Annotated in this window: 16 protein-coding genes; 9 read left to right on the top strand and 7 right to left on the bottom strand. The window is 44.1% G+C overall.

What is annotated here, in order from left to right:
- Positions 1–5: 5 nt before the first annotated feature.
- Complete coding sequence (locus tag QF117_RS11170; RefSeq protein WP_282388989.1) at positions 6–659, bottom strand: DTW domain-containing protein; 654 nt, start codon at positions 657–659, stop codon at positions 6–8.
- A 3-nt stretch (positions 660–662) separates the two neighbouring features.
- Between QF117_RS11170 and rrtA the strand changes: the two genes are divergently transcribed.
- Positions 663–1,214, top strand: a complete 552-nt coding sequence (rrtA, locus tag QF117_RS11165) for a rhombosortase (protein ID WP_282388988.1) — start codon at positions 663–665, stop codon at positions 1,212–1,214.
- Between the two features lie 89 nt (positions 1,215–1,303).
- Here the strand turns inward: rrtA and sohB are convergent, their stop codons facing one another.
- A complete protein-coding gene (sohB, locus tag QF117_RS11160; RefSeq protein ID WP_282389465.1) occupies positions 1,304–2,365 on the bottom strand; it encodes a protease SohB in 1,062 nt (353 codons plus the stop codon).
- 109 nt (positions 2,366–2,474) lie between these two features.
- On the opposite strand from sohB, the gene QF117_RS11155 reads away from it, so the two are divergent.
- From QF117_RS11155 to QF117_RS11140, 4 genes are all read left to right on the top strand, one after another.
- Complete coding sequence (locus QF117_RS11155; protein WP_282388987.1) at positions 2,475–3,215, top strand: YciK family oxidoreductase; 741 nt, start codon at positions 2,475–2,477, stop codon at positions 3,213–3,215.
- 197 nt (positions 3,216–3,412) lie between these two features.
- The gene (imuA, locus tag QF117_RS11150) at positions 3,413–4,090 is read left to right on the top strand and encodes a translesion DNA synthesis-associated protein ImuA (protein ID WP_282388986.1); all 678 of its coding nucleotides are present in this window, start codon (positions 3,413–3,415) and stop codon (positions 4,088–4,090) included.
- A 3-nt stretch (positions 4,091–4,093) separates the two neighbouring features.
- Complete coding sequence (locus QF117_RS11145; RefSeq protein WP_282388985.1) at positions 4,094–5,578, top strand: DNA polymerase Y family protein; 1,485 nt, start codon at positions 4,094–4,096, stop codon at positions 5,576–5,578.
- Between the two features lie 7 nt (positions 5,579–5,585).
- The gene (locus QF117_RS11140; protein ID WP_282389464.1) at positions 5,586–8,690 is read left to right on the top strand and encodes an error-prone DNA polymerase; all 3,105 of its coding nucleotides are present in this window, start codon (positions 5,586–5,588) and stop codon (positions 8,688–8,690) included.
- Positions 8,691–8,817: 127 nt separating this feature from the next.
- Here the strand turns inward: QF117_RS11140 and QF117_RS11135 are convergent, their stop codons facing one another.
- Together QF117_RS11135 and QF117_RS11130 are read right to left on the bottom strand one after the other, a co-directional pair.
- A complete protein-coding gene (locus QF117_RS11135) occupies positions 8,818–9,765 on the bottom strand; it encodes a chemotaxis protein CheV (protein ID WP_282388984.1) in 948 nt (315 codons plus the stop codon).
- Between the two features lie 123 nt (positions 9,766–9,888).
- Positions 9,889–11,106: an ROK family protein gene (locus tag QF117_RS11130; protein ID WP_282388983.1), complete on the bottom strand. Its 1,218-nt coding sequence runs from the start codon at positions 11,104–11,106 to the stop codon at positions 9,889–9,891.
- Between the two features lie 263 nt (positions 11,107–11,369).
- On the opposite strand from QF117_RS11130, the gene pyk reads away from it, so the two are divergent.
- On the top strand, positions 11,370–12,815 hold the full coding sequence (gene pyk / locus QF117_RS11125; protein ID WP_017034041.1) for a pyruvate kinase: 1,446 nt from the start codon (positions 11,370–11,372) through the stop codon (positions 12,813–12,815).
- A 45-nt stretch (positions 12,816–12,860) separates the two neighbouring features.
- On the opposite strand, the gene QF117_RS11120 is transcribed toward pyk, so the two are convergent.
- Positions 12,861–14,072 carry a DUF6363 domain-containing protein gene (locus QF117_RS11120; RefSeq protein WP_282388982.1) on the bottom strand — a complete coding sequence of 404 codons (1,212 nt, stop codon included), beginning with the start codon at positions 14,070–14,072 and terminating at the stop codon, positions 12,861–12,863.
- Positions 14,073–14,389: 317 nt separating this feature from the next.
- Between QF117_RS11120 and QF117_RS11115 the strand changes: the two genes are divergently transcribed.
- The 3 genes from QF117_RS11115 (at position 14,390) to QF117_RS11105 (ending at position 16,984) form a co-directional block, all read left to right on the top strand.
- Positions 14,390–14,941: an outer membrane beta-barrel protein gene (locus QF117_RS11115; RefSeq protein ID WP_282389463.1), complete on the top strand. Its 552-nt coding sequence runs from the start codon at positions 14,390–14,392 to the stop codon at positions 14,939–14,941.
- Positions 14,942–15,416: 475 nt separating this feature from the next.
- Positions 15,417–16,886, top strand: a complete 1,470-nt coding sequence (locus QF117_RS11110; RefSeq protein WP_282388981.1) for a sodium-dependent transporter — start codon at positions 15,417–15,419, stop codon at positions 16,884–16,886.
- Between the two features lie 2 nt (positions 16,887–16,888).
- Positions 16,889–16,984, top strand: coding sequence for a MetS family NSS transporter small subunit (locus tag QF117_RS11105; protein WP_017034046.1), 96 nt, complete (start codon positions 16,889–16,891; stop codon positions 16,982–16,984).
- 76 nt (positions 16,985–17,060) lie between these two features.
- Here QF117_RS11105 and QF117_RS11100 read toward each other — a convergent pair whose 3' ends face one another.
- Together QF117_RS11100 and ptsG are read right to left on the bottom strand one after the other, a co-directional pair.
- Positions 17,061–17,468: a hypothetical protein gene (locus QF117_RS11100; RefSeq protein WP_282388980.1), complete on the bottom strand. Its 408-nt coding sequence runs from the start codon at positions 17,466–17,468 to the stop codon at positions 17,061–17,063.
- 192 nt (positions 17,469–17,660) lie between these two features.
- Positions 17,661–19,094, bottom strand: a complete 1,434-nt coding sequence (ptsG, locus tag QF117_RS11095; protein ID WP_282388979.1) for a PTS glucose transporter subunit IIBC — start codon at positions 19,092–19,094, stop codon at positions 17,661–17,663.
- Between the last annotated feature and the right edge of the window lie 430 nt (positions 19,095–19,524).

Here is a 19,524-nt window from a genome sequence, read left to right as displayed (position 1 = left end):
TTAAGCTAATCATTAAGGCTACGGAGATAGTTTCGCTCAAAAACCCCTTCTGGCATCTGATCTATTTGAAATTGAATCATGTTGTCAAAAGTGGTCAGTAGCGGTGAGAAATCTTGCTCTGGCTGCAAAATACTGAGTAAGTGATACCCAGCTTCCACCGTAGATAGGCTATTGTCACTCGGCGCTTTTCGGATACGGTAGTTTCCTTTCAGCCCTTTAGGTAAATGCAACATTGGAAGATCATGTAAGTTAGCGGACAATTGCCACATTTTGTACGCTTTCTTCCATGTGCCATCCAGCAAAATAACTCGCAGCTTTGCTGGATTACCATCACTCCTTTCTTCATCTCGGTCTTGCCCGGCATCATCGGCGAGTAATGTTGAAACACAGCGTGATTGATCACAGGGGTACATAATGTAATGGGCGTAATCGGCATCATTCAATAACGCGTTGAGTTGACGATCCTGGCTAAAGTCTTCACCAATAAAACTGTGGCTGTTCTCCAAAGATAGCGTCAAAATTTTCGCCGTTCCCATCGGTCTTTGTACTTCGCTAGAATGTTGTAGGATGATCAATTCCACATTCGATGGTAGTCTTTTGATCCAACGACAAATACAAGCTTTGTGTGATTTTCCACATTCTAAACAATATCGGTACATATCTTGCGCGTTTACCTTCTTTTATCTGTCATCAGCATTATCTGCTTAGGCTTACAATTTGAGCCATTACACTCTTACGTTGAATGGAATGCTACGGCCATTCATTCTGGACAATGGTGGCGGATCCTAACAGGAAATTTCACTCACACCAACTTTGCTCATTGGGCCATGAATCTTATTGGATTATGGTTTATTGGCTTCATTTTTAAACCTAGCCTTCCAACCCTGCTCTTCCCTCTACTGCTAACCAGTATGGCCGTTGGCATTGGCAACCTATTTACCGACATGCAGCTCTATGCGGGGTTATCCGGATCGTTACACGGGCTCTTTGGCTACTACGCCCTACGCGAAAGCTTACACGGCCGAAAAAGCAGTGGATTGTTAGTGTTCGGATTAATGGCGAAGATAGTATGGGAATTCAGTTTTGGTGCGTCCACCGTGACAAGTGGTTTGATTGATGCTCGTGTTGCCATTGAATCTCACTTATTTGGTGCCGTCTCTGGGCTTTTACTCGCTTACTTCTCTTATTGGTATGGTAGAAACAAAAACGCCTAACCGTCATTCACTGTTAAGTGTTCTGGCTAGGCGTTTAAACTTGAATGGCTCTTTTTATTGCATTGTTTTCATTAAACAATCAGCTTTAATTAAATAATCGGCTTTTGACCGCGGCTAATCAGTTTCATTAATACATTGTCTGCGGCTTCACCGGCAACGCCAGCTAATTTGTCGGTGAGCTTCTTTTTCTGCACATAATGAATAGACAGAACGGTTTTATCTTTACACGCTTCCACGACAACATCATCAGACGTTCTGATCTCATCAACCAAGCCAAGCTCTTTCGCCTGTGTGCCAAACCAGTGTTCGCCCGTTGCCACTTTCTCAAGATCGAGTTCAGGGCGACGTTCACGAATGAAGTCTTTAAATAAGCCATGTGTTTCTTCTAGCTCTTGCTTGAACTTATCACGGGCTTTATCGCTGTTTTCACCAAACATGGTCAATGTACGTTTGTACTCGCCTGCCGTTAACTGTTCAAATTCAATATCATGCTTTTTAAGCAGTTTATTGAAATTTGGGAGCTGAGCGATCACACCGATCGACCCAACAATGGCAAACGGTGCTGAGATAATTTTATCCGCGATACACGCCATCATATAACCGCCACTCGCAGCGACTTTATCAACCGAAATACTCAGTGGTAAGCCCGCTGCTTTAATACGATCAAGTTGAGACGATGCCAAGCCATAGCCATGTACCATGCCACCACCAGACTCTAAACGTAATAAAACTTCATCGCCTTTTCGCGCCACCGCCAAAATAGCCGTCACTTCTTCGCGTAATGACGCCACTTCTTTTGCATCAATGCTGCCATTAAAGTCCAATACAAATAAATGCGACTCTCGTTTCGCATCCAACTCACCCTTTTTGACGGCTTGTTTTATCTCTTTCTCACGAGATTTTGTTTTTTCTTTGTCGTTTTTCTTCTCGGCTTTATCGCGAGCTTTAAGAAAAGCGTCATCATGTAAGTGATGCTCAAGTTGTTCAACACGTGCTTTGTGCTGTTCGGTCAAATTTGTAATCTCTAGCTCACCCTTATCACCGCTGCCTTTACCACCAACGGCTTTAGCTATCACTAAAATCGCAATAATCGCGACGACGACAGTCGCAATCTTGGCCAAAAATAGGCCATAGTCCAACAAAAATTCCAATGTCATTATCCTCAAATGTACGAATTAGTGTATTGTTCGTTCTACTCGGTTATTGTAACCGTCTTATCGCATAGAAAAAAATAAAATCACGACAATAAGGAAGCTTACGGTGGATTATTCAGTTTCTGCAAACGCCCTCAAAGACAAAGTTATCCTCGTTACAGGCGCTGGCGCAGGCATCGGCAAACAAGCAGCCATGAGTTTTGCCGAACATGGCGCGACGGTTATTCTGCTTGGCCGTACCGTTAAAAAACTTGAGCACACTTACGATGAAATCGTTGAAGCGGGTTACTCTCAGCCAGCCATTGTGCCTTTAGACATGAAAGGGGCAACAAAACAGAACTACATTGATATGGCCGACACGATTCAAACGCAATTTGGTCGTCTTGATGGTGTTTTGCATAACGCCAGTATTTTGGGGGTTATCAGCCCTTTCGCTCAAATTGGCGAAGATTCCTTTGATGATGTGATGCAAGTGAACGTCAAGGCTCAATTTTTGATGACTCAAGCGCTGTTGCCATTGCTGCTGGAATCTGAAGATGCACGTGTCACCTTTACCACCTCAACCGTCGGGCATTCGGGTCGTGCTTACTGGGGAACGTATGCGATGTCGAAGTTTGCTACCGAAGGCATGATGCAAGTCCTTGCGGATGAGTTAACCGATTCTCCCGTTCGTGTTAATGCGATCAACCCTGGCGGCACTCGTACTGGAATGCGGGCTAAAGCTTTCCCAGCAGAAGATGTTGAGTTACTCAAAACACCAAAGGATATTATCCCTCTGTACCTTTACTTAATGGCACCAGAAGGAAAAGACATTCACGGTCAATGTATTGATGCCCAGCCCAAATAACATGACACCCGTGTTGCTCTAAAAAATCAACAATGCCTTGTTACGCTTAGCAAGGCATTTTTATTTTCTGCGTATTTATTTCTGCTTAATTCATAGATGCTTACCCATTTTACAAGGGTCAAATTCACTCTCATTCCAATCTTTTTATTGCTGCTTTTAATACATGATATATACTGTATGTATATACAGGTGATTTTATGTGTGAATTGATAGAAAAACTCAAAAATAATCAGCTGATATGGCAAGGTACCCATACCCCCGTATCAGGTGAATACCTCTCTACGGGCTTCAATGTTCTCGATCAGAAGCTAGAAGGCGGCTACCCAAAACATGGCGTGGTTGACATTCAATCGCTCAGTGGGATTGGAGAATTACGCTTGATCCTACCTCACATTAAAAAAACAGAATCGAAACGATTATCGGTCTTTATTCAACCTCCTGGCTATTTGTGTGCAGAGCAACTTGAAGCCGAAGGCATTGATAACAAAAACGTACTCATTATTTCACCCCATACTCACCAACAGGCGTTATGGGCGGCAGAACAATGCTTAAGAAGTGGCGCGTGTAGCCGAGTCTTTTTATGGAACGCGGATCTTGAAGTTCATCAGGCAAGGCGGCTTCAAGTAGCCAGTGAAGAAGGCGACTGCTTACAATTTATTTTTCGCCCACCACAAAAAGGGCGATTTTCGCTTCCCGTCAATTTAAGTATGACTCTGTTCCCTCACCGAAATGGGCTCGAAGTGACCATCACGAAGCGAAAGGGAGGCTGGCCTCAAGGACGTTTTATCCTCTCTATGGATCACTTATGGCCAAGTTTAACCTTGGATCAAGCTTCCCCAGTCATTGTTCCTTTCCCGTTACGAAAGCAAGGTTGAATCGTGCAGCTGTGGCTCTATTTACATTTCCCTCATTTGCAACTCGATGCGCTGTTTTCTGAGCAGTCTGAAGCGCCCTTAGTGATTGTCGATGAAAAGAAACATCAAATAGTGCAGCTCAATGATGCTGCGCTAAATCAGAGCCTCAATATTGGGATGGGATTAGGCAGCGCAGCCACCTTGTGTACCCATTTGCAGGTGCACGCTTATGACGCTCAAACAGAACAACAAACGCTAACTCACATTGCTCAGTGGCTATATTTGAAAACATCAGACATCACCCTTTTTCCACCCAAAGGGATACTGTTAAAGGTGTCTAACATGCTGTCTCTCTACCACGATTTAGACACCTACTGGCAAATAACCAGTCAGCACCTTGAACAGCTTAATTTTCGCTATCAGTTCGCCACCGGCTTTTCCCCTTTCTCGGCAATGTTGCTGGCAAAATCGGCAAAAAACCGCCTTTATGAAGATAAAGAATCGATCATGGCACAGATTCATCACCTTCCTCTGTCCATCAGTGATCTTGATAGAAAACAAGTGGAACAACTTCGTCGTATTGGGATTCGCACATTTCAAGAGCTCCTCCCTTTGCCTATGCAAGAGCTTGCGAGACGCTTCAACATTGACCTTGTGAATTACGTGGGCCGCCTGTTGGGTCAATTCAAACATCCGGTCACCTTTTATCACCCACCAGAAACCTTTGAGAGACACTTAGAGCTGCTGTTTGATATTGATAATGTGCAATGGCTTGAAAGACCATTAATGAGACTGCTCAAGCAATTAGAGCGATTTTTAACATTACGAAGCCAGGTAGCTTATGAGCTGTGCTTAATCTTGTATTTGAGAGATCATAAAGAACAGAAGATCTCTTTTACATCAGCAAGTGGGGACTACCTCTCAGATAAGTGGGCGGTGTTGTGCCATTTGTCTTTAGAGTCATTAGCTCTCAATGCGCCTACCCACAGTATGAGACTGGTCATTATTCGATACGGTGATCGCCAAAGCGCGACGCAAGATATTTTTTGTGGATTTAAGGGGCAGCAGACAGAGTTAGAACTGATCTCTTTACTGCAAGCCAAGCTGGGTAACGACACCCTTTATAAAGTGCATACAACCCATGACCCAAGACCAGAGAAGTCCACCACTCTCTATAACCCCAGTCATCCTCCTGAATCAACAAAACCTCGGTCAATGACATCTAACTCAATGGAATCTAACTCAATAAAACCTATGTCAATGAAATCCATGCCCATGAGATCTCAATCAATGCCTGCCCGTCTCCGCCCGACGTTCATGCACTCCTCGCCGCAACCGCTCACCGAGAAAGCCCATATCATCAGTGGGCCTGAACGCATCGTCACAGGTTGGTGGGACGGCAATGACATGATCCGTGACTATTTCATTGCTCGTAGCGCTGAAGGTCGCTGGCTTTGGGTTTTTCGAGATCACCAGAAAAACTGGTTTATTCACGGTCAATTTAGTTAATGTTGATATGAAATACGCAGAACTTTTTTGTCAGAGTAACTTTTCTTTTTTAACCGGTGCTTCACATGCGGAAGAGTTGGTGATTCAGGCTGACTTTTTACGTTATCAAGCCATCGCGATTACCGATGAGTGCTCTGTCGCGGGCGTGGTTCGAGCGCACACTGCCATCAAAGATCACCATCTTGCTATCAAACAGATCATTGGCAGCATGTTCTGGCTAAACGCTGAATGCCAGTTGGTATTGCTTTGCCCTAACCGACAAGCCTATGCCGAATTGTGTCGAATTATCACCAATGCTAGAAGACGCGCTAACAAAGGGGAATACCAACTTTCAGAGTGGGACATCATGTCGGTGCAACACTGCTTGATCATTTGGTTACCTTGCCATCACTCCATCGACCACCATTGGGGAAAATGGCTCAACCAACACCACGCAGATCGGCTATGGCTCGGTTTACAGCGTCACCTCAATGGGAATGACAAAGAGTACACCGCGCACTGCCAAACACTAGCCACCGAGTTTCAGTTGCCCATCACCGCTTGCGGTGGCGTGTTAATGCATACTGCGACAAGGCTTCCTTTACAACACACACTCACCGCGATTAAACATGGCAGCACACTGGATACCATCGGTGAGCATATGTTAACCAACACAGAAAGAGCGCTGCGTAGCCAAGAAAAGCTGGCTCGAATATTTAAGCCAGAGTGGCTGGCTGAAACAGAACATATTGCTCAACGTTGTCAGTTCGATTTAGCGTCTTTGCGCTATGAATACCCCAGTGAGCTCATTCCTAATCAAATGACCCCAATGGGTTATTTACGTCAGCTAACCGCGCAAGGGAAAAAGCACCGATTCCCAAACGGGGTACCCAACATGATTGAGGACATAATCGAGAAGGAGCTCATGCTGATTGAACAACTCAAGTACGCATTTTTCTTCCTCACCATTCATGACATCGTTATGTTTGCCAAGAGGCAAGGCATTCTTTACCAAGGAAGAGGATCCGCAGCCAATTCCGTCGTGTGCTATTGCCTTGAAATTACCTCCGTCGATCCAAGGCAAGTCTCGGTACTATTTGAACGCTTCATCAGCAAAGAGAGAAACGAACCACCAGACATTGATGTGGACTTTGAGCACGAAAGACGCGAAGAAGTGATTCAATATATTTATAACAAATACGGTCGAGAGCGTGCAGCATTAGCCGCATCGGTGATCTCTTATCGTTTAAAAAGTGCCATTCGAGATATTGGAAAAACACTCGGCATTAATGACACTCAATTAGATTTTTTCATTAAGAATATTAACCGACGAGATCACCAATTGGGGTGGCAGGCTCAACTTATTGAATTAGGACTTAAACCCGATTCATTAAAAGGCGAACATTTCATTACGCTCGTCAATGACATCATCGGGTTTCCACGTCACCTCTCTCAGCACGTGGGAGGCTTTGTCATTTCCTCTGGCCCTTTGTACGAGCTTGTCCCTATTGAAAACGCAGCAATGGATGAGCGTACGGTGATTCAGTGGGATAAAGATGATTTAGAAAGTCTGGGGCTACTCAAGGTTGATGTGCTCGCGTTGGGTATGCTGACGGCCATTCGAAAATGTTTTTCACTCATTCAGCAATATCATGGTCAATCACTCTCTATCGCGGATATTACCCGAAAAGAAGACGATCCCAACGTCTATGGCATGATACAACGCGCCGATACCGTTGGGGTGTTTCAAATTGAATCACGAGCGCAAATGAGCATGCTGCCACGGCTTAAACCCAAGTGTTACTACGACCTAGTCATTCAAATAGCGATTGTTCGTCCTGGGCCTATACAGGGCGACATGGTGCATCCATTTTTGAAACGGCGTGATGGCATTGAGCTCACCAGCTACCCATCAGAAGAAGTCAAAGAAGTGCTTTCTCGCACAATGGGCGTCCCTATTTTTCAAGAGCAGGTCATTAAACTCGCGATGGTGGCGGCTGGATTCAGTGGCGGTGAAGCCGATAAACTTCGACGAGCAATGGCCTCATGGAAAAAAAACGGTGAACTGGTCAAATTTAAAACGAAGCTCATTGACGGGATGTTAGCTCGTGGCTATGAACTCGATTTTGCTGAAAGAATATTCGATCAAATTTGTGGGTTTGGTGAATACGGATTCCCAGAAAGTCATTCCGCCTCATTTGCTGTTTTGGCGTATTGCTCGGCTTGGTTGAAATATTACTATCCAGAGGCTTTTTATACGTCATTGCTCAATAGCTTACCGATGGGCTTTTATACCGCCTCGCAACTGATTCAAGACGCCAAGAGGCACCATATCACCGTATTACCCGTATGCATTAATCATTCAGATTATGATCACCTTGTGGTGGCTCATTCCTCTACGTTGGCGATTCGTTTAGGATTACGGCAAATCAAAGGGGTTACGCAAGATGGTATGCAACAATTGATCAAGGCAAGACCACCTCAGGGTTATCAGTCCCCATCTCAGCTGCAACACATTGGTATCAATAAACGAGATATAGAGCTATTAGCCTCTGCGAATGCCATGCACTCATTCGCCCATAATCGTTACCAAGCCCGTTGGAGTATGATGGATTCCATGACCGATTTGCCACTTTTCCAACACGTGGTCGAGACTGAAGACGACAACATGCAAAGCCATAGCCTTGTTCAAAACCATCGCCTTGAGACGCCGAGTGATATGCAGACATTAATGGAAGACCTTTCCTCAACCGGTGTCTCTCTCGACCTGCACCCCATCACTCTCCTCGATAATGCGCGTCAGTTAAGCCCATTCACTCGCATGAAAGACCTAATGAACAAAGAGCACCAATCCATGGTGACGGTGGTTGGATTGGTCACAGGAAGGCAGTCGCCAGGCACTGCGGCGGGAGTGACATTTTTCACCCTAGAAGATGATACTGGCAACATCAATGTCGTTGTTTGGAAAGCGACAGCAAGAGCTCAAAAACAAGCCTACTTAACCGCTAAGATATTAATGGTAAAAGGGATATTAGAAAAAGAGGGCAATGTCACACATGTCATTGCAGGGCGATTAATCGATCTCACCCAGCATTTTGAGCACCTAGATACTCGATCCCGAGACTTTCATTAAACTGACAAGAAAATTAGGGCAAAGACATTTACCGGAAGCGATACACTCCCGTTGATTTTTCAACTTTGACCCGTTTTAGCCCTTTTAGCCCTTTTAGCCCTTTCTTTAACCCCTTTTAGCCCTTTCTTTAACCCTGTAGCAAATTTCGTAATCGGTCTTGAGCAACTTCAACCAAGAGATCCGGTTGGAACTTGGAAATAAAACGATCACAACCCACTTTTTGTACCATCGCTTCATTAAAGCTGCCACTTAATGACGTGTTAAGCGTGATATGCAAATCCTTCATTCGAGGGTCGCTTCGAACTTCATGAGTCAACTTATAGCCATCCATTTCCGGCATTTCCGCATCGGTTATCATCATGAGTAATTCAGAGTAGATATCTTTCCCTTCATCACACCACGATTTGAGTAACGTTAACGCTTCAAGGCCATCACTACACTCGATGATGTTGAGCCCAAGTTGAGATAGCGTTCCTTTGACTTGATTACGAGCCGTGGAAGAATCATCGACGATCAACACGTTACGTCCAATCATCTCAGATGCAAGCTCAGCATCCAGTACACCTTCAGAAATAGACACATCATAGTCAATAATCTGAGCGAGCACTTTTTCTACATCAATGATTTCAACAATATGAGATACATCATCTTCTTTCACATGGGTGATCGCCGTTAAGTAGTTCGCTCTTCCTGCTGTCTTTGGGGGCGGCTGAATTTCTGTCCACGCGGTATTCACAATATTACGTACTTGCCCAACCAAGAACCCTTGAATAGAGCGGTTATACTCGGTAATGATTAAGTTTTGCTCTAGAGACGAATCATGATTCGCAGGGAAGCCTATCGCCGCGCGCAGATCAATCACAGGCAGTGATTCCCCGCGCAATGACGCAACCCCGGTAATATGGTGGTGAGAACCGGGCATCTTGGTCAGCACAGGCACTTTAAGCACTTCCCTGACTTTAAAGACATTAATGGCGAAAATCTGTCGGCTATTCAAGCTAAAAAGTAATAGCTCTAGACGATTCTCACCAACCAAATTGGTTCTCTGATCAACGGTATTTAGAACTCCAGACATACATACTCTCAGGATTACTGGTCTATAAATAACATAGTCCATAGTATGGGGCTTAGACAGAAAATAAAACCCATATAACGTCATGTCACATGGGTTTATTATCAATATTGTAGATAAGTCTTGTTAACCTTCAATGACTTTCATTAAAAGTAGACCATCAAAAAGCGCCTGTTTAATCAGCGCAGCGCCCGGCATCGTTGCTTGTTTATAAAAGCGCGACTCCACCAGCTCTAAATCTTGATGATACACTGGAAGACTCTGCTCTTTGATGCACGTTAACACCGCCGGATAGAGCACATCTTTTGCTTGGTTAATAACACCACCAATCAAGATTTTTTCTGGGTTGAAGAGATTGATCACAATCGCGATTGCTCCCCCCAAATAACGGCCAAGTTTCTCTATAACATCAACGGCTAAAGGGTCGCCATTAGCGGCGGCAGCGCAAATCGATTCAATGGTCATTTCTTCAAGTGCACTTAATTCCGAAGCTTCACCGTTATCGATGCGCCTTGCCACCTCTTCTCGAATCGCTTGAGAGCTGGCAACCGTCTCAAGGCAGCCACGATTACCACAATGGCATCGCTTTCCGTTAGGGTCGATTTGAATATGACCCAATTCGCCAATGTTTCCATGACGACCTTGCAGCACTCGACCGTCTAGAATAATGCCCGCACCTAACCCATGGTGAATAGAGATAAGCACTGAATTATCATTGTCTTGTGAGTGGCCAAACAGTTTTTCGGCCAAAGCCCAGGCTCGGGTATCGTTAGCGACGAAAACAGGTAGCCCAGTCGCTTTATAAATTTCAGGCCCCAACGCCAAGTTCTGCACATTGTAGTGCGGCATTTGCAGTACGATACCGTCTTCCGAATTAACCAGCCCTGGCAAGGTAATCGCAATACTGGTCACTCTATCAAGCTGCTCTGAATACGTTTGAAAAAATTCATCAATTTCATGCAATAAACGCGCTAAGACATCGTCTTGATCGAGTTCGTGAATGTCAATTTTGGTATCGATTAGAACATCACCACCGAGCTCATGAAGCGCAATGGTCAAATAACCGCGGCCTAAACGCATCGACAAAAACTGCCAGCCTTGATTATTCACTTGCAAGCCAACCGCAGGGCGACCTCGACTGGTTGATTCCTGAACCGTCGTTTCATGAATCAGATGAGACTCTATTAACTCACGAGTAATTTTAGTGATACTTGCAGGCGCAAGTGAACTCTTCTTCGAAAGATCAATTCGAGAAATAGGACCATTTTGGTCTATGAGTTTATAGACACGACCAGCGTTGACCTGCTTAATATGATCAATGTGACCGGGTTGAGCCATGTACATGATGTACTCCAAAAATCAGCAACATATTAATTTTTTTACTTTGCGAAGTAATTGTGAAGTGCTTTGATAGTATGCCGTGACAGGTATCACGGAGAAAAACCCATCTTTGCGGAAGGTGTCGAATTGTTAAGGATTATTCACCCGCATTTTTTTCCAGTCGCAAAGTAATTATCTGATCAATGTTGAAATATCAATGATTCACCTCACCAAATTACCCACACTGCATATACTTAGAAAAGCAATGGAATGTTTAGGAGAACAGGATGACCTCAGCAACACGAAGAACAAAGATTGTAACGACCCTTGGCCCTTCTACCGATAAAGGCGATAACCTCCTCGAAATAATCAAAGCCGGTGCCAATGTTGTCAGAATGAATTTTTCCCATGGCACGGCCGAAGACCACAAAAATCGAGCGGCAAAAGTACGCGAAATCGCCGCAAAATTGGGAATACACATCGCCGTGTTAGGCGATTTGCAAGGGCCTAAAATTCGTGTCTCAACGTTCAAAGAGGGAAAAATAACACTCAACCCAGGCGATCGATTTACTCTAGATAGCGACCTTGGCCCTGGTGAGGGCGACCAGGACGCCGTAGGCCTAGATTACAAAGAACTGCCCAATGATGTGGTAGCCAATGACATTTTACTTCTGGATGATGGTCGAGTTCAGCTAGAGGTTGTCTCGGTGGAAGGAAACAGAGTCCACACTATCGTCACGATTGGTGGGCAGCTTTCAAATAACAAAGGCATCAATAAGAAAGGGGGTGGCCTTTCCGCAGACGCATTAACCGAAAAAGATAAGAGAGATATTCTTCTCGCCGCTGAGCTTAAAGTGGACTATTTAGCCGTTTCGTTCCCGAGAAATGGGGAAGATATGAACTATGCGAGACGCTTAGCAAGAGATGCCGGTTTAGAAGCCAATTTAGTGGCCAAAGTGGAACGCGCTGAAACCGTCGCAACCGTAGAAAATATGGATGACATCATTATGGCTTCAGACTCAGTCATGGTGGCCAGAGGAGACTTAGGGGTTGAGATTGGAGACCCTGAATTAATCGGTGTCCAGAAACAGCTAATACAACGCGCTCGTGCCTTAAATCGTACCGTTATTACCGCAACTCAGATGATGGAGTCGATGATTTACGCCCCAATGCCAACTCGTGCTGAGGTGATGGATGTGGCGAACGCTGTCCTCGATGGTACGGATGCCGTCATGCTTTCAGGAGAAACTGCGGCAGGGGCTTATCCAGTTGAAACGGTAAAATCAATGGCGGAAGTGTGTGTCGGTGCAGAGAAAAAAGCCCTAGAAAGCACATCAAGCTATCGGATTGACCGACGTTTTGTGACGGCTGAAGAGACCATTTCAATGGCAACCATCTACTCGGCTAATCATATGGAAGGGATAAAAGGCATGGTGGCGTTAACGGAATCTGGCCGAACGGCCTTGATGATGTCTCGCTTAAGCTCAGGGTTACCCATTTTTGCTCTGTCTAGAAATGAAGGTACGTTGAATCGTTGCAGTATGTATCGAGGTGTCACTCCGCTTTATTTTGATACCTCGGCAGAATCAGGATTTGACGTCGCGTTAGAAGCGCTTCAATCCCTCAAGGAGCGAAAATTGGTTGAGTTTGGCGATATTTTGATCATCACTCAAGGCGATATTATGGATGTCGCAGGTTCAACCAACTGCCTGAGAATATTGCCCGTCACCTAATCACGGCTCTTTAAGGCAAGTAACAAAAATGATTTAGCTTCTCGCTTAATCGAAATCATAAAGTAAAGGCTCACTGTGTGGGCCTCGCTTTATTCCCTCGTTTGGCTTTATCTTCGAATACATTTCAACAAACTTTTGACCGGCATCTAAACCAAGCTGATAGTCGTGCTGAAGATCTTCTTTTTTACTCATCAATGAATTGGATTTTAAGGGGCTATCTGGTTTTATCTGTACGATAAAACAATCATCTGGCGGGTGATGTAAAAAGTCTTGCGTTAATGAGTAGGTTTGGTAATGGGCCATCAACATATCAGCCAGACCTGAATCAAATTTATCTCCAACTAAATGACTTAATCGATAGATATCGTCAGCACCAAATAACCATCGCCCGCCATTGACCAATTCAAGATGGTTAGCGTCGTTTTTCTGCTGCTTTGATTTAGTGATCTGCTGTTGAAAAAAACCGTTCCAATCTAACTTCCACTGACCCAGTTTTTCTTGCCACTGCTCTTGAATAGCATTCAATGACTCTCGGTACCACTCAACATGACGAGCAGGAGTATCATGAAGAGAGGCAGAGTTAAGAGAAACAGTCGTAGAAGGCTCAGGCTCTATCCCACTTCCTTCTGTGCGAATAACAACGATACAACGCGCTTCATTGCGCCACGCTTGCTGCACTGGGATTGCAGCCGAAACACCCCCATCTACGAATGGCTCACCTCCGACCATCACCTCATTCGGATAAAGGCGAGGGATCGCACAGGTGGCGACCATCACCTTGTACCAATCATCGGCGAGCATGGGTAAATAGTGGTCATGTAACGTGGTGCTGTGGGTGACCGCTGCGAACGCCTTTCTCTCACCCAACACCATACGACCCATATCAATATCGAGTTTATATGGATAATGGCAGATACTATCGATGGCCCATTCCAGACCCAAATACTGCTTACGACGAATGTAATGAAAGAGACTAAAAAATCGAGGATCCGTCGTGAGGTCAATAAGAAATGAGTGGCCTAACCCTTTTTGACGACAAAGAAAGGCACAGAGGTTTAAAGCACCTGCCGATGTACCATAAAACTCATGAAAAGGATCAAAATTTGACAGTAGGAATGCATCTAAGACACCAGAGGTAAAAATACCGCGTTGCCCTCCCCCTTGTGCAACAAGCGCATGTTTCCCACCAATGTAATGCGAGAGCTGATTGGTATCAACTTGCGTCAATAAATTCGTAACAACGCCACTATTTCTCATCAATAATGCACCGTTAATGAGTGATAACAATCGCTCCGTAACCCAGCAAAACTGTAAAAATTGTTGCTGTGATAATGAGTGAATATTTTAGGTCTTGATCCATAAACTCCTCCTTGCTCTTCTTAAAGTAATAACAGCAGTGTGAAGTATCTTCAAATTATGTGTATTTTCTAAGCACAATTATGCTGTTAGCCTCACACTTGGGTACTAGACTCAGAGATTGCACTTAGAGATTAAACGGGTTGTCACACCAATACATCAAAAAGCAGCGAGGGCCATTCATTATGTACAGTTTTACCAAAGTCTTGGGGCTAGGTATGTTACTCATGAGTTCGGTGGCCGAAGCCGATTTCTATCTGACTCCCTGGGTAGGTTACACCGGGGGTGGGGTCGTGGTTGACCAAAATGACATTGAATACGATATCAAAGAATCCGAAAGCTACGCCATTACCTTAGAAAGTACCCTCGAACAGGGTCGAATTGGCGTATTTTACAGTCAACAAAATAGCCACATTGAAACGCTCAATGAAAGCAGCACGATTCAATACCTACATTTTCAAAGCAGCATCTACTATCCAGTCCAAGACAGATTCAAAACTTATGTTGGCGTCGGACTTGGTATGTCTTATGTCGATGTGGATTGGGCCAGCGACAAATATGGCTTCTCAGCCAGCATGTTTGGTGGATTTGAATATGAAATCAACGACACCTTTTCACTCAATAGCCAGTTGCGTTGGCTGGGTACCGTTGTGGATAACGAAACATCGGGGATTTGTAATCTGCCGACCGAAGAATCTTGCACAATTCGATTTAAAACCGACTGGATGAATCAATTTTCAGCCAATGTAGGGCTAGTCGTACGTTTCTAGCTTACGTTCAAATCCAACCGATTGATGCTAAAAAGTGATGATATTATAGTCATACACTCTAACCATCAATTCAGTCAATTAAGTTACCCTTTCAGACCAAGGCAGAGCATCAGCCTTTCATCTCGCTATTATTTAACACATAAGCCCAGTTTTGTTGCTCCAGATCAACATATTCACTACATACCTGCTAATTTCCATATCGCATATTGTGTTGCACTCAACTCATTATATCGGTAGTCTCCCAATTAATGCGTAGCTGAATATTTCAGTTTTTGCAAACACACATGACACAATAAAGAACAATATTCTGAGTTTTCTTGTGGTAGTTAGAATAAAAAACTAACTTTTAACAATATCATGGATGATAGAGCAAATATTCAATAGAAATATAGCTAGCGACATTTATCACTCCTATTTAGCGTTAAATTAGCCGAAGAAAAGCTTCATTCCTCAGGGAGTTGTAAAGGAGTTTAATATGAAGCGAGAACAATGGGGATCACGTGCTGGATTTATTTTGGCTGCGGTAGGATCGGCAATAGGATTAGGAAATATTTGGCGTTTCCCTTATATGGCCTACGAAAACGGCGGTGGCGCATTTTTTATCCCTTACCTTTTTGCCATGCTGACTGCTGGTATTCCATTTATGATCATGGAATTCAGTATGGGGCAGAAAAACCGCGGTTCAGCACCAATATCACTGTCTAAGATCCATCATAAGTTTGAATGGCTTGGCTGGTTCCAAGTAGGTATCGCAGCCTCAATAGCCGTTTACTACGTTGCTGTTATTGGCTGGTCAATTTCATACCTTGGTATGTCTTTCACACAGAGCTGGGGAACTGATACGAACGCGTACTTCTTCAGTGAATACCTGAAACTGGGTGATAATTCCCCTTCTAATCTGGGTTCTATTCAGTGGAAGATCGCAGCGGCAATGCTTATTGCCTGGGCTGTGACCTACGCTGCTATCGTTGGCGGTGTAAAATCAGGAATTGAGCGTGCAGCCAAGATAATGATGCCAGTGCTATTTATTATGGTTATCTTATTGATTGGCCGTATGATCTTCCTTCCAGGTGCGCTTAACGGTGTGAACTATCTGTTTGAACCTGACTTCAGCAAGATATGGGATCTGAAAGTTTGGGCAGCAGCATACGGACAGATATTCTTTACGTTGAGCATCGGCTTTGCCATCATGCTTGCCTACTCAAGCTACCTTCCAGAGAAGTCAGACATCAATAACAATGCCTTTATGACGGTATTGATCAACTGTGGTTTCTCGATCCTTGCCGGTATCATGATTTTCTCAATTTTGGGTTACATGGCACACGAACAAGGAAAAGAGCTCACTGACGTGGTATCTGCAGGGGTTGGGCTTGCGTTTGTGACTTTACCAGCTGCAATCAACGAGCTGCCTGCACCATACATTTTCGGCCCGCTATTATTCCTAGCATTAACGATTGCAGGCTTAAGCTCGCACATCTCAATCATTGAGGCGGTCACTTCAGCCATCATTGACAAGCTTAATTGGGGTCGTAAGAAAGCCGCTACCGTTGTTTGTGGTGTCGGTGCAGTTGTATCACTGGCGTTTGCGACTAACGGCGGATTGCTGCTTCTTGATTTAGTGGATTACTTCACGAATAACATCGGTATTGTTGTTAGCTGTTTTGTTGAGTTGTTGCTAATGGTTTGGGTATTCAAGATCTCGAACGTACGTAGCTACGTGAACAAAGTATCCGACTTTGAAGTGGGTGGATGGTTCGACATTTGTCTACGCTTCATCAGCCCAGCAATTCTGGCGGTGATTGTATTCAATACATTAAAAACAACATTGACTGAAGGCTATGGTGGGTACGCTCAATCTGATCTATTACTGCTCGGCTGGGGCTTGTTAGCTCTACTATTTGTCGGTGGCGTTATCATTAACCTAACAAGCAAGAAGGAAGCTTAATTATGACGACGAGTGCAATTATCATGATGGTACTGGGTTTAGGCATTACGTGGGGCGGCGCTATTTATTGTATCCGTCGAGCGATGAATAAACAGTAACCCTCATCCAAATAAAACAAAAGCCAGCTTGAATGCTGGCTTTTTTGTATGTAGACCTTATGGATGGCTGTTACAATTAGAACGCGTATTTAATACCCACAGCAGCACCAATTTGAAGCTCAGGACTCTTATAAAGGTTTAATTCAGGGTGCACTTGTGCGTACATATCCCAACCTTTTGGTAACTCTACACTCAAGCCTAAAGGCACACGTACGCCGAAGTCATGCTCCCACTCTCCCCAAGCGCCTGCACCAACATACCAAGACAGTGGTGAATCAGATTCAAAAACACCACGTTCGATGATGTAATCAAATGCCGCCCCTTTGTTACCAATGATAAAACGATATTGACTGTCGAGCTCAACGACGACGCTCAATTGCTGGTCGACGGCCATGCCAACAGAAAAATGAGTGGGGCTAGATGCTTCCTCTGAATATGAAGAGAAAGAAGCAACAAGAGTAAAGAAAGGAATAAGCTTTTTCATCAGGTTCTCCAGAAATAATCCACGCATTCTATTCTGAATCAAGCTAACAGTGTCAGGGCAAAGTAAATGCGATATCCACACAAATGGTAAAGGAACGCGTTATCAAGAAATAGCAATCGAATAGTAAAGGAAAGGAGCAAATAGCAATAAAAAAAGGAGGCCGAAGCCTCCTTATATCATCAATATGTGGGATTAACCGTTAGAGCGAATCCACTCATCCATATCTGTTTTAAGGTTGTCTGATTTAGTACCAAAGATAGCTTGAACACCACCGGATACAACCACTACACCCGCGGCGCCAAGTTGCTTAAGTTTGTCTTGATCAACCACTTCAGTATCTGCAACAGAAACACGCAGACGAGTGATACAAGCGTCTAAGTTTGTAATGTTCGCTTTACCACCGAACGCAGCGACAAGTTCACCTGCTAGCTCAGAACCCGTTGCAACACTCACAGCTTCACTTGACTCGTCTTCACGACCCGGTGTTTTAAGATCCATTGCCTTGATCACTGCGCGGAATACTACGTAGTAGATAACAGCATAGACAAGACCTAAACCAACCATCAACAGCATATTTTGTGCATTGCCAGACAGTACAGTAAAGTCAATCAGACCGTGTGAGAAAGACGTACCGTGAACAATACCAAGGGTATTTGTTAGGAAGAACGCAGAACCCGCCAGTAGCGCGTGGATAGCATAGAGAACTGGAGCGACAAATAGGAATGAGAATTCAATTGGCTCAGTAATACCTGTTAGGAATGACGTCAGTGCAGCTGAAGCCATAATACCCATTACTTTGGCACGATTCTCTGGTTTAGCAGAGTGAGCGATAGCAATAGCAGCAGCCGGTAGACCGAACATTTTGAACATGTAACCGCCAGCGAGTTGACCAAAGCCATTACCTGCCGCACGAGATGCTTCATCAGCCACTAGGTAACAAGTTAGGACACCATTTTGAGCTTCGCCAGCAGCGTTTACACAGCTACCTGCTTCAAAGAAGAATGGTACGTTCCAAACGTGGTGTAAACCAAATGGGATAAGTGAACGTTCAACAATGCCGTAAATACCAAAAGCCACTTGTGGGTTTTGGTCCGCTGCCCAATGCGAGAAAGAAGCGATTGCTGAACCAATTGGTGGCCATACGATAGAAAGAACAATAGCAAGACCAATCGCTGAGAAACCCGTAATGATTGGCACAGCACGCTTACCAGCGAAGAAACCCAAATATTCAGGCAATTGAATTTTGAAGAATCGGTTAAATGACCATGCAGCCAAACCACCGACCAAAATACCGCCTAGAACACCAGTATCAATACTCTCGACACCCATTACGCCAGCCATAACACTTAATGTTGCTGTCATGATGCCGTAACCTACGATTGCAGCAAGACCTGCTACACCGTCATTATTTGTAAAGCCAAGTGCTACACCAACGGCAAAAAGCAGTGCCATTTGACCAAACACTGAACCACCAGCTTGTTCCATTAAACTAGAAACGATCTCTGGAAGAAAACTTAGATTGGCAGCGCCCACCCCAAGTAGGATACCTGCAACCGGTAAAACTGATACTGGCAGCATCAGCGATTTACCGACTTTCTGCAAGTTAGCAAAAAGGTTCTTAAACATAATTGTGCTCCTGAATGATTATTAGAATTTTTAGGCGCTAACTGCATACCCCCGTAGCTTTGATGTTAGCACCTACGATAATGTAACCGTGTGTTACATTATATTTTTCGCCTCTAAATATATATTGATGCCCCTCATACTTTCTATACAGTTACGAAATTTAGTTTCAAAACATTAAATGGGTCACAGTCGGCGATACACCGATAAAGCGCATTATTAAAAGTAAGCTATTGATATAAATAAAAATAGTATTCACTAGCATTAATTTCACTAAGTAAATAAAATAGCGATCATTGTTATTTTATGTAACAAAATTACAATTTGACCAATCAGGCTGTTAATTTCAACAAATTTCGTGAACTTGATGTTTTGCGTGACAAATATCACTTTTAAGAAAAAAAAAAAAGAGCCGAAGCTCTTTTATTGACCA

This window comes from Vibrio sp. YMD68, from assembly GCF_029958905.1.
GTDB lineage: Bacteria > Pseudomonadota > Gammaproteobacteria > Enterobacterales > Vibrionaceae > Vibrio.
Note: the sequence above shows the minus strand (reverse complement) of the source record. Positions and strands in the feature narration are given on the sequence as shown.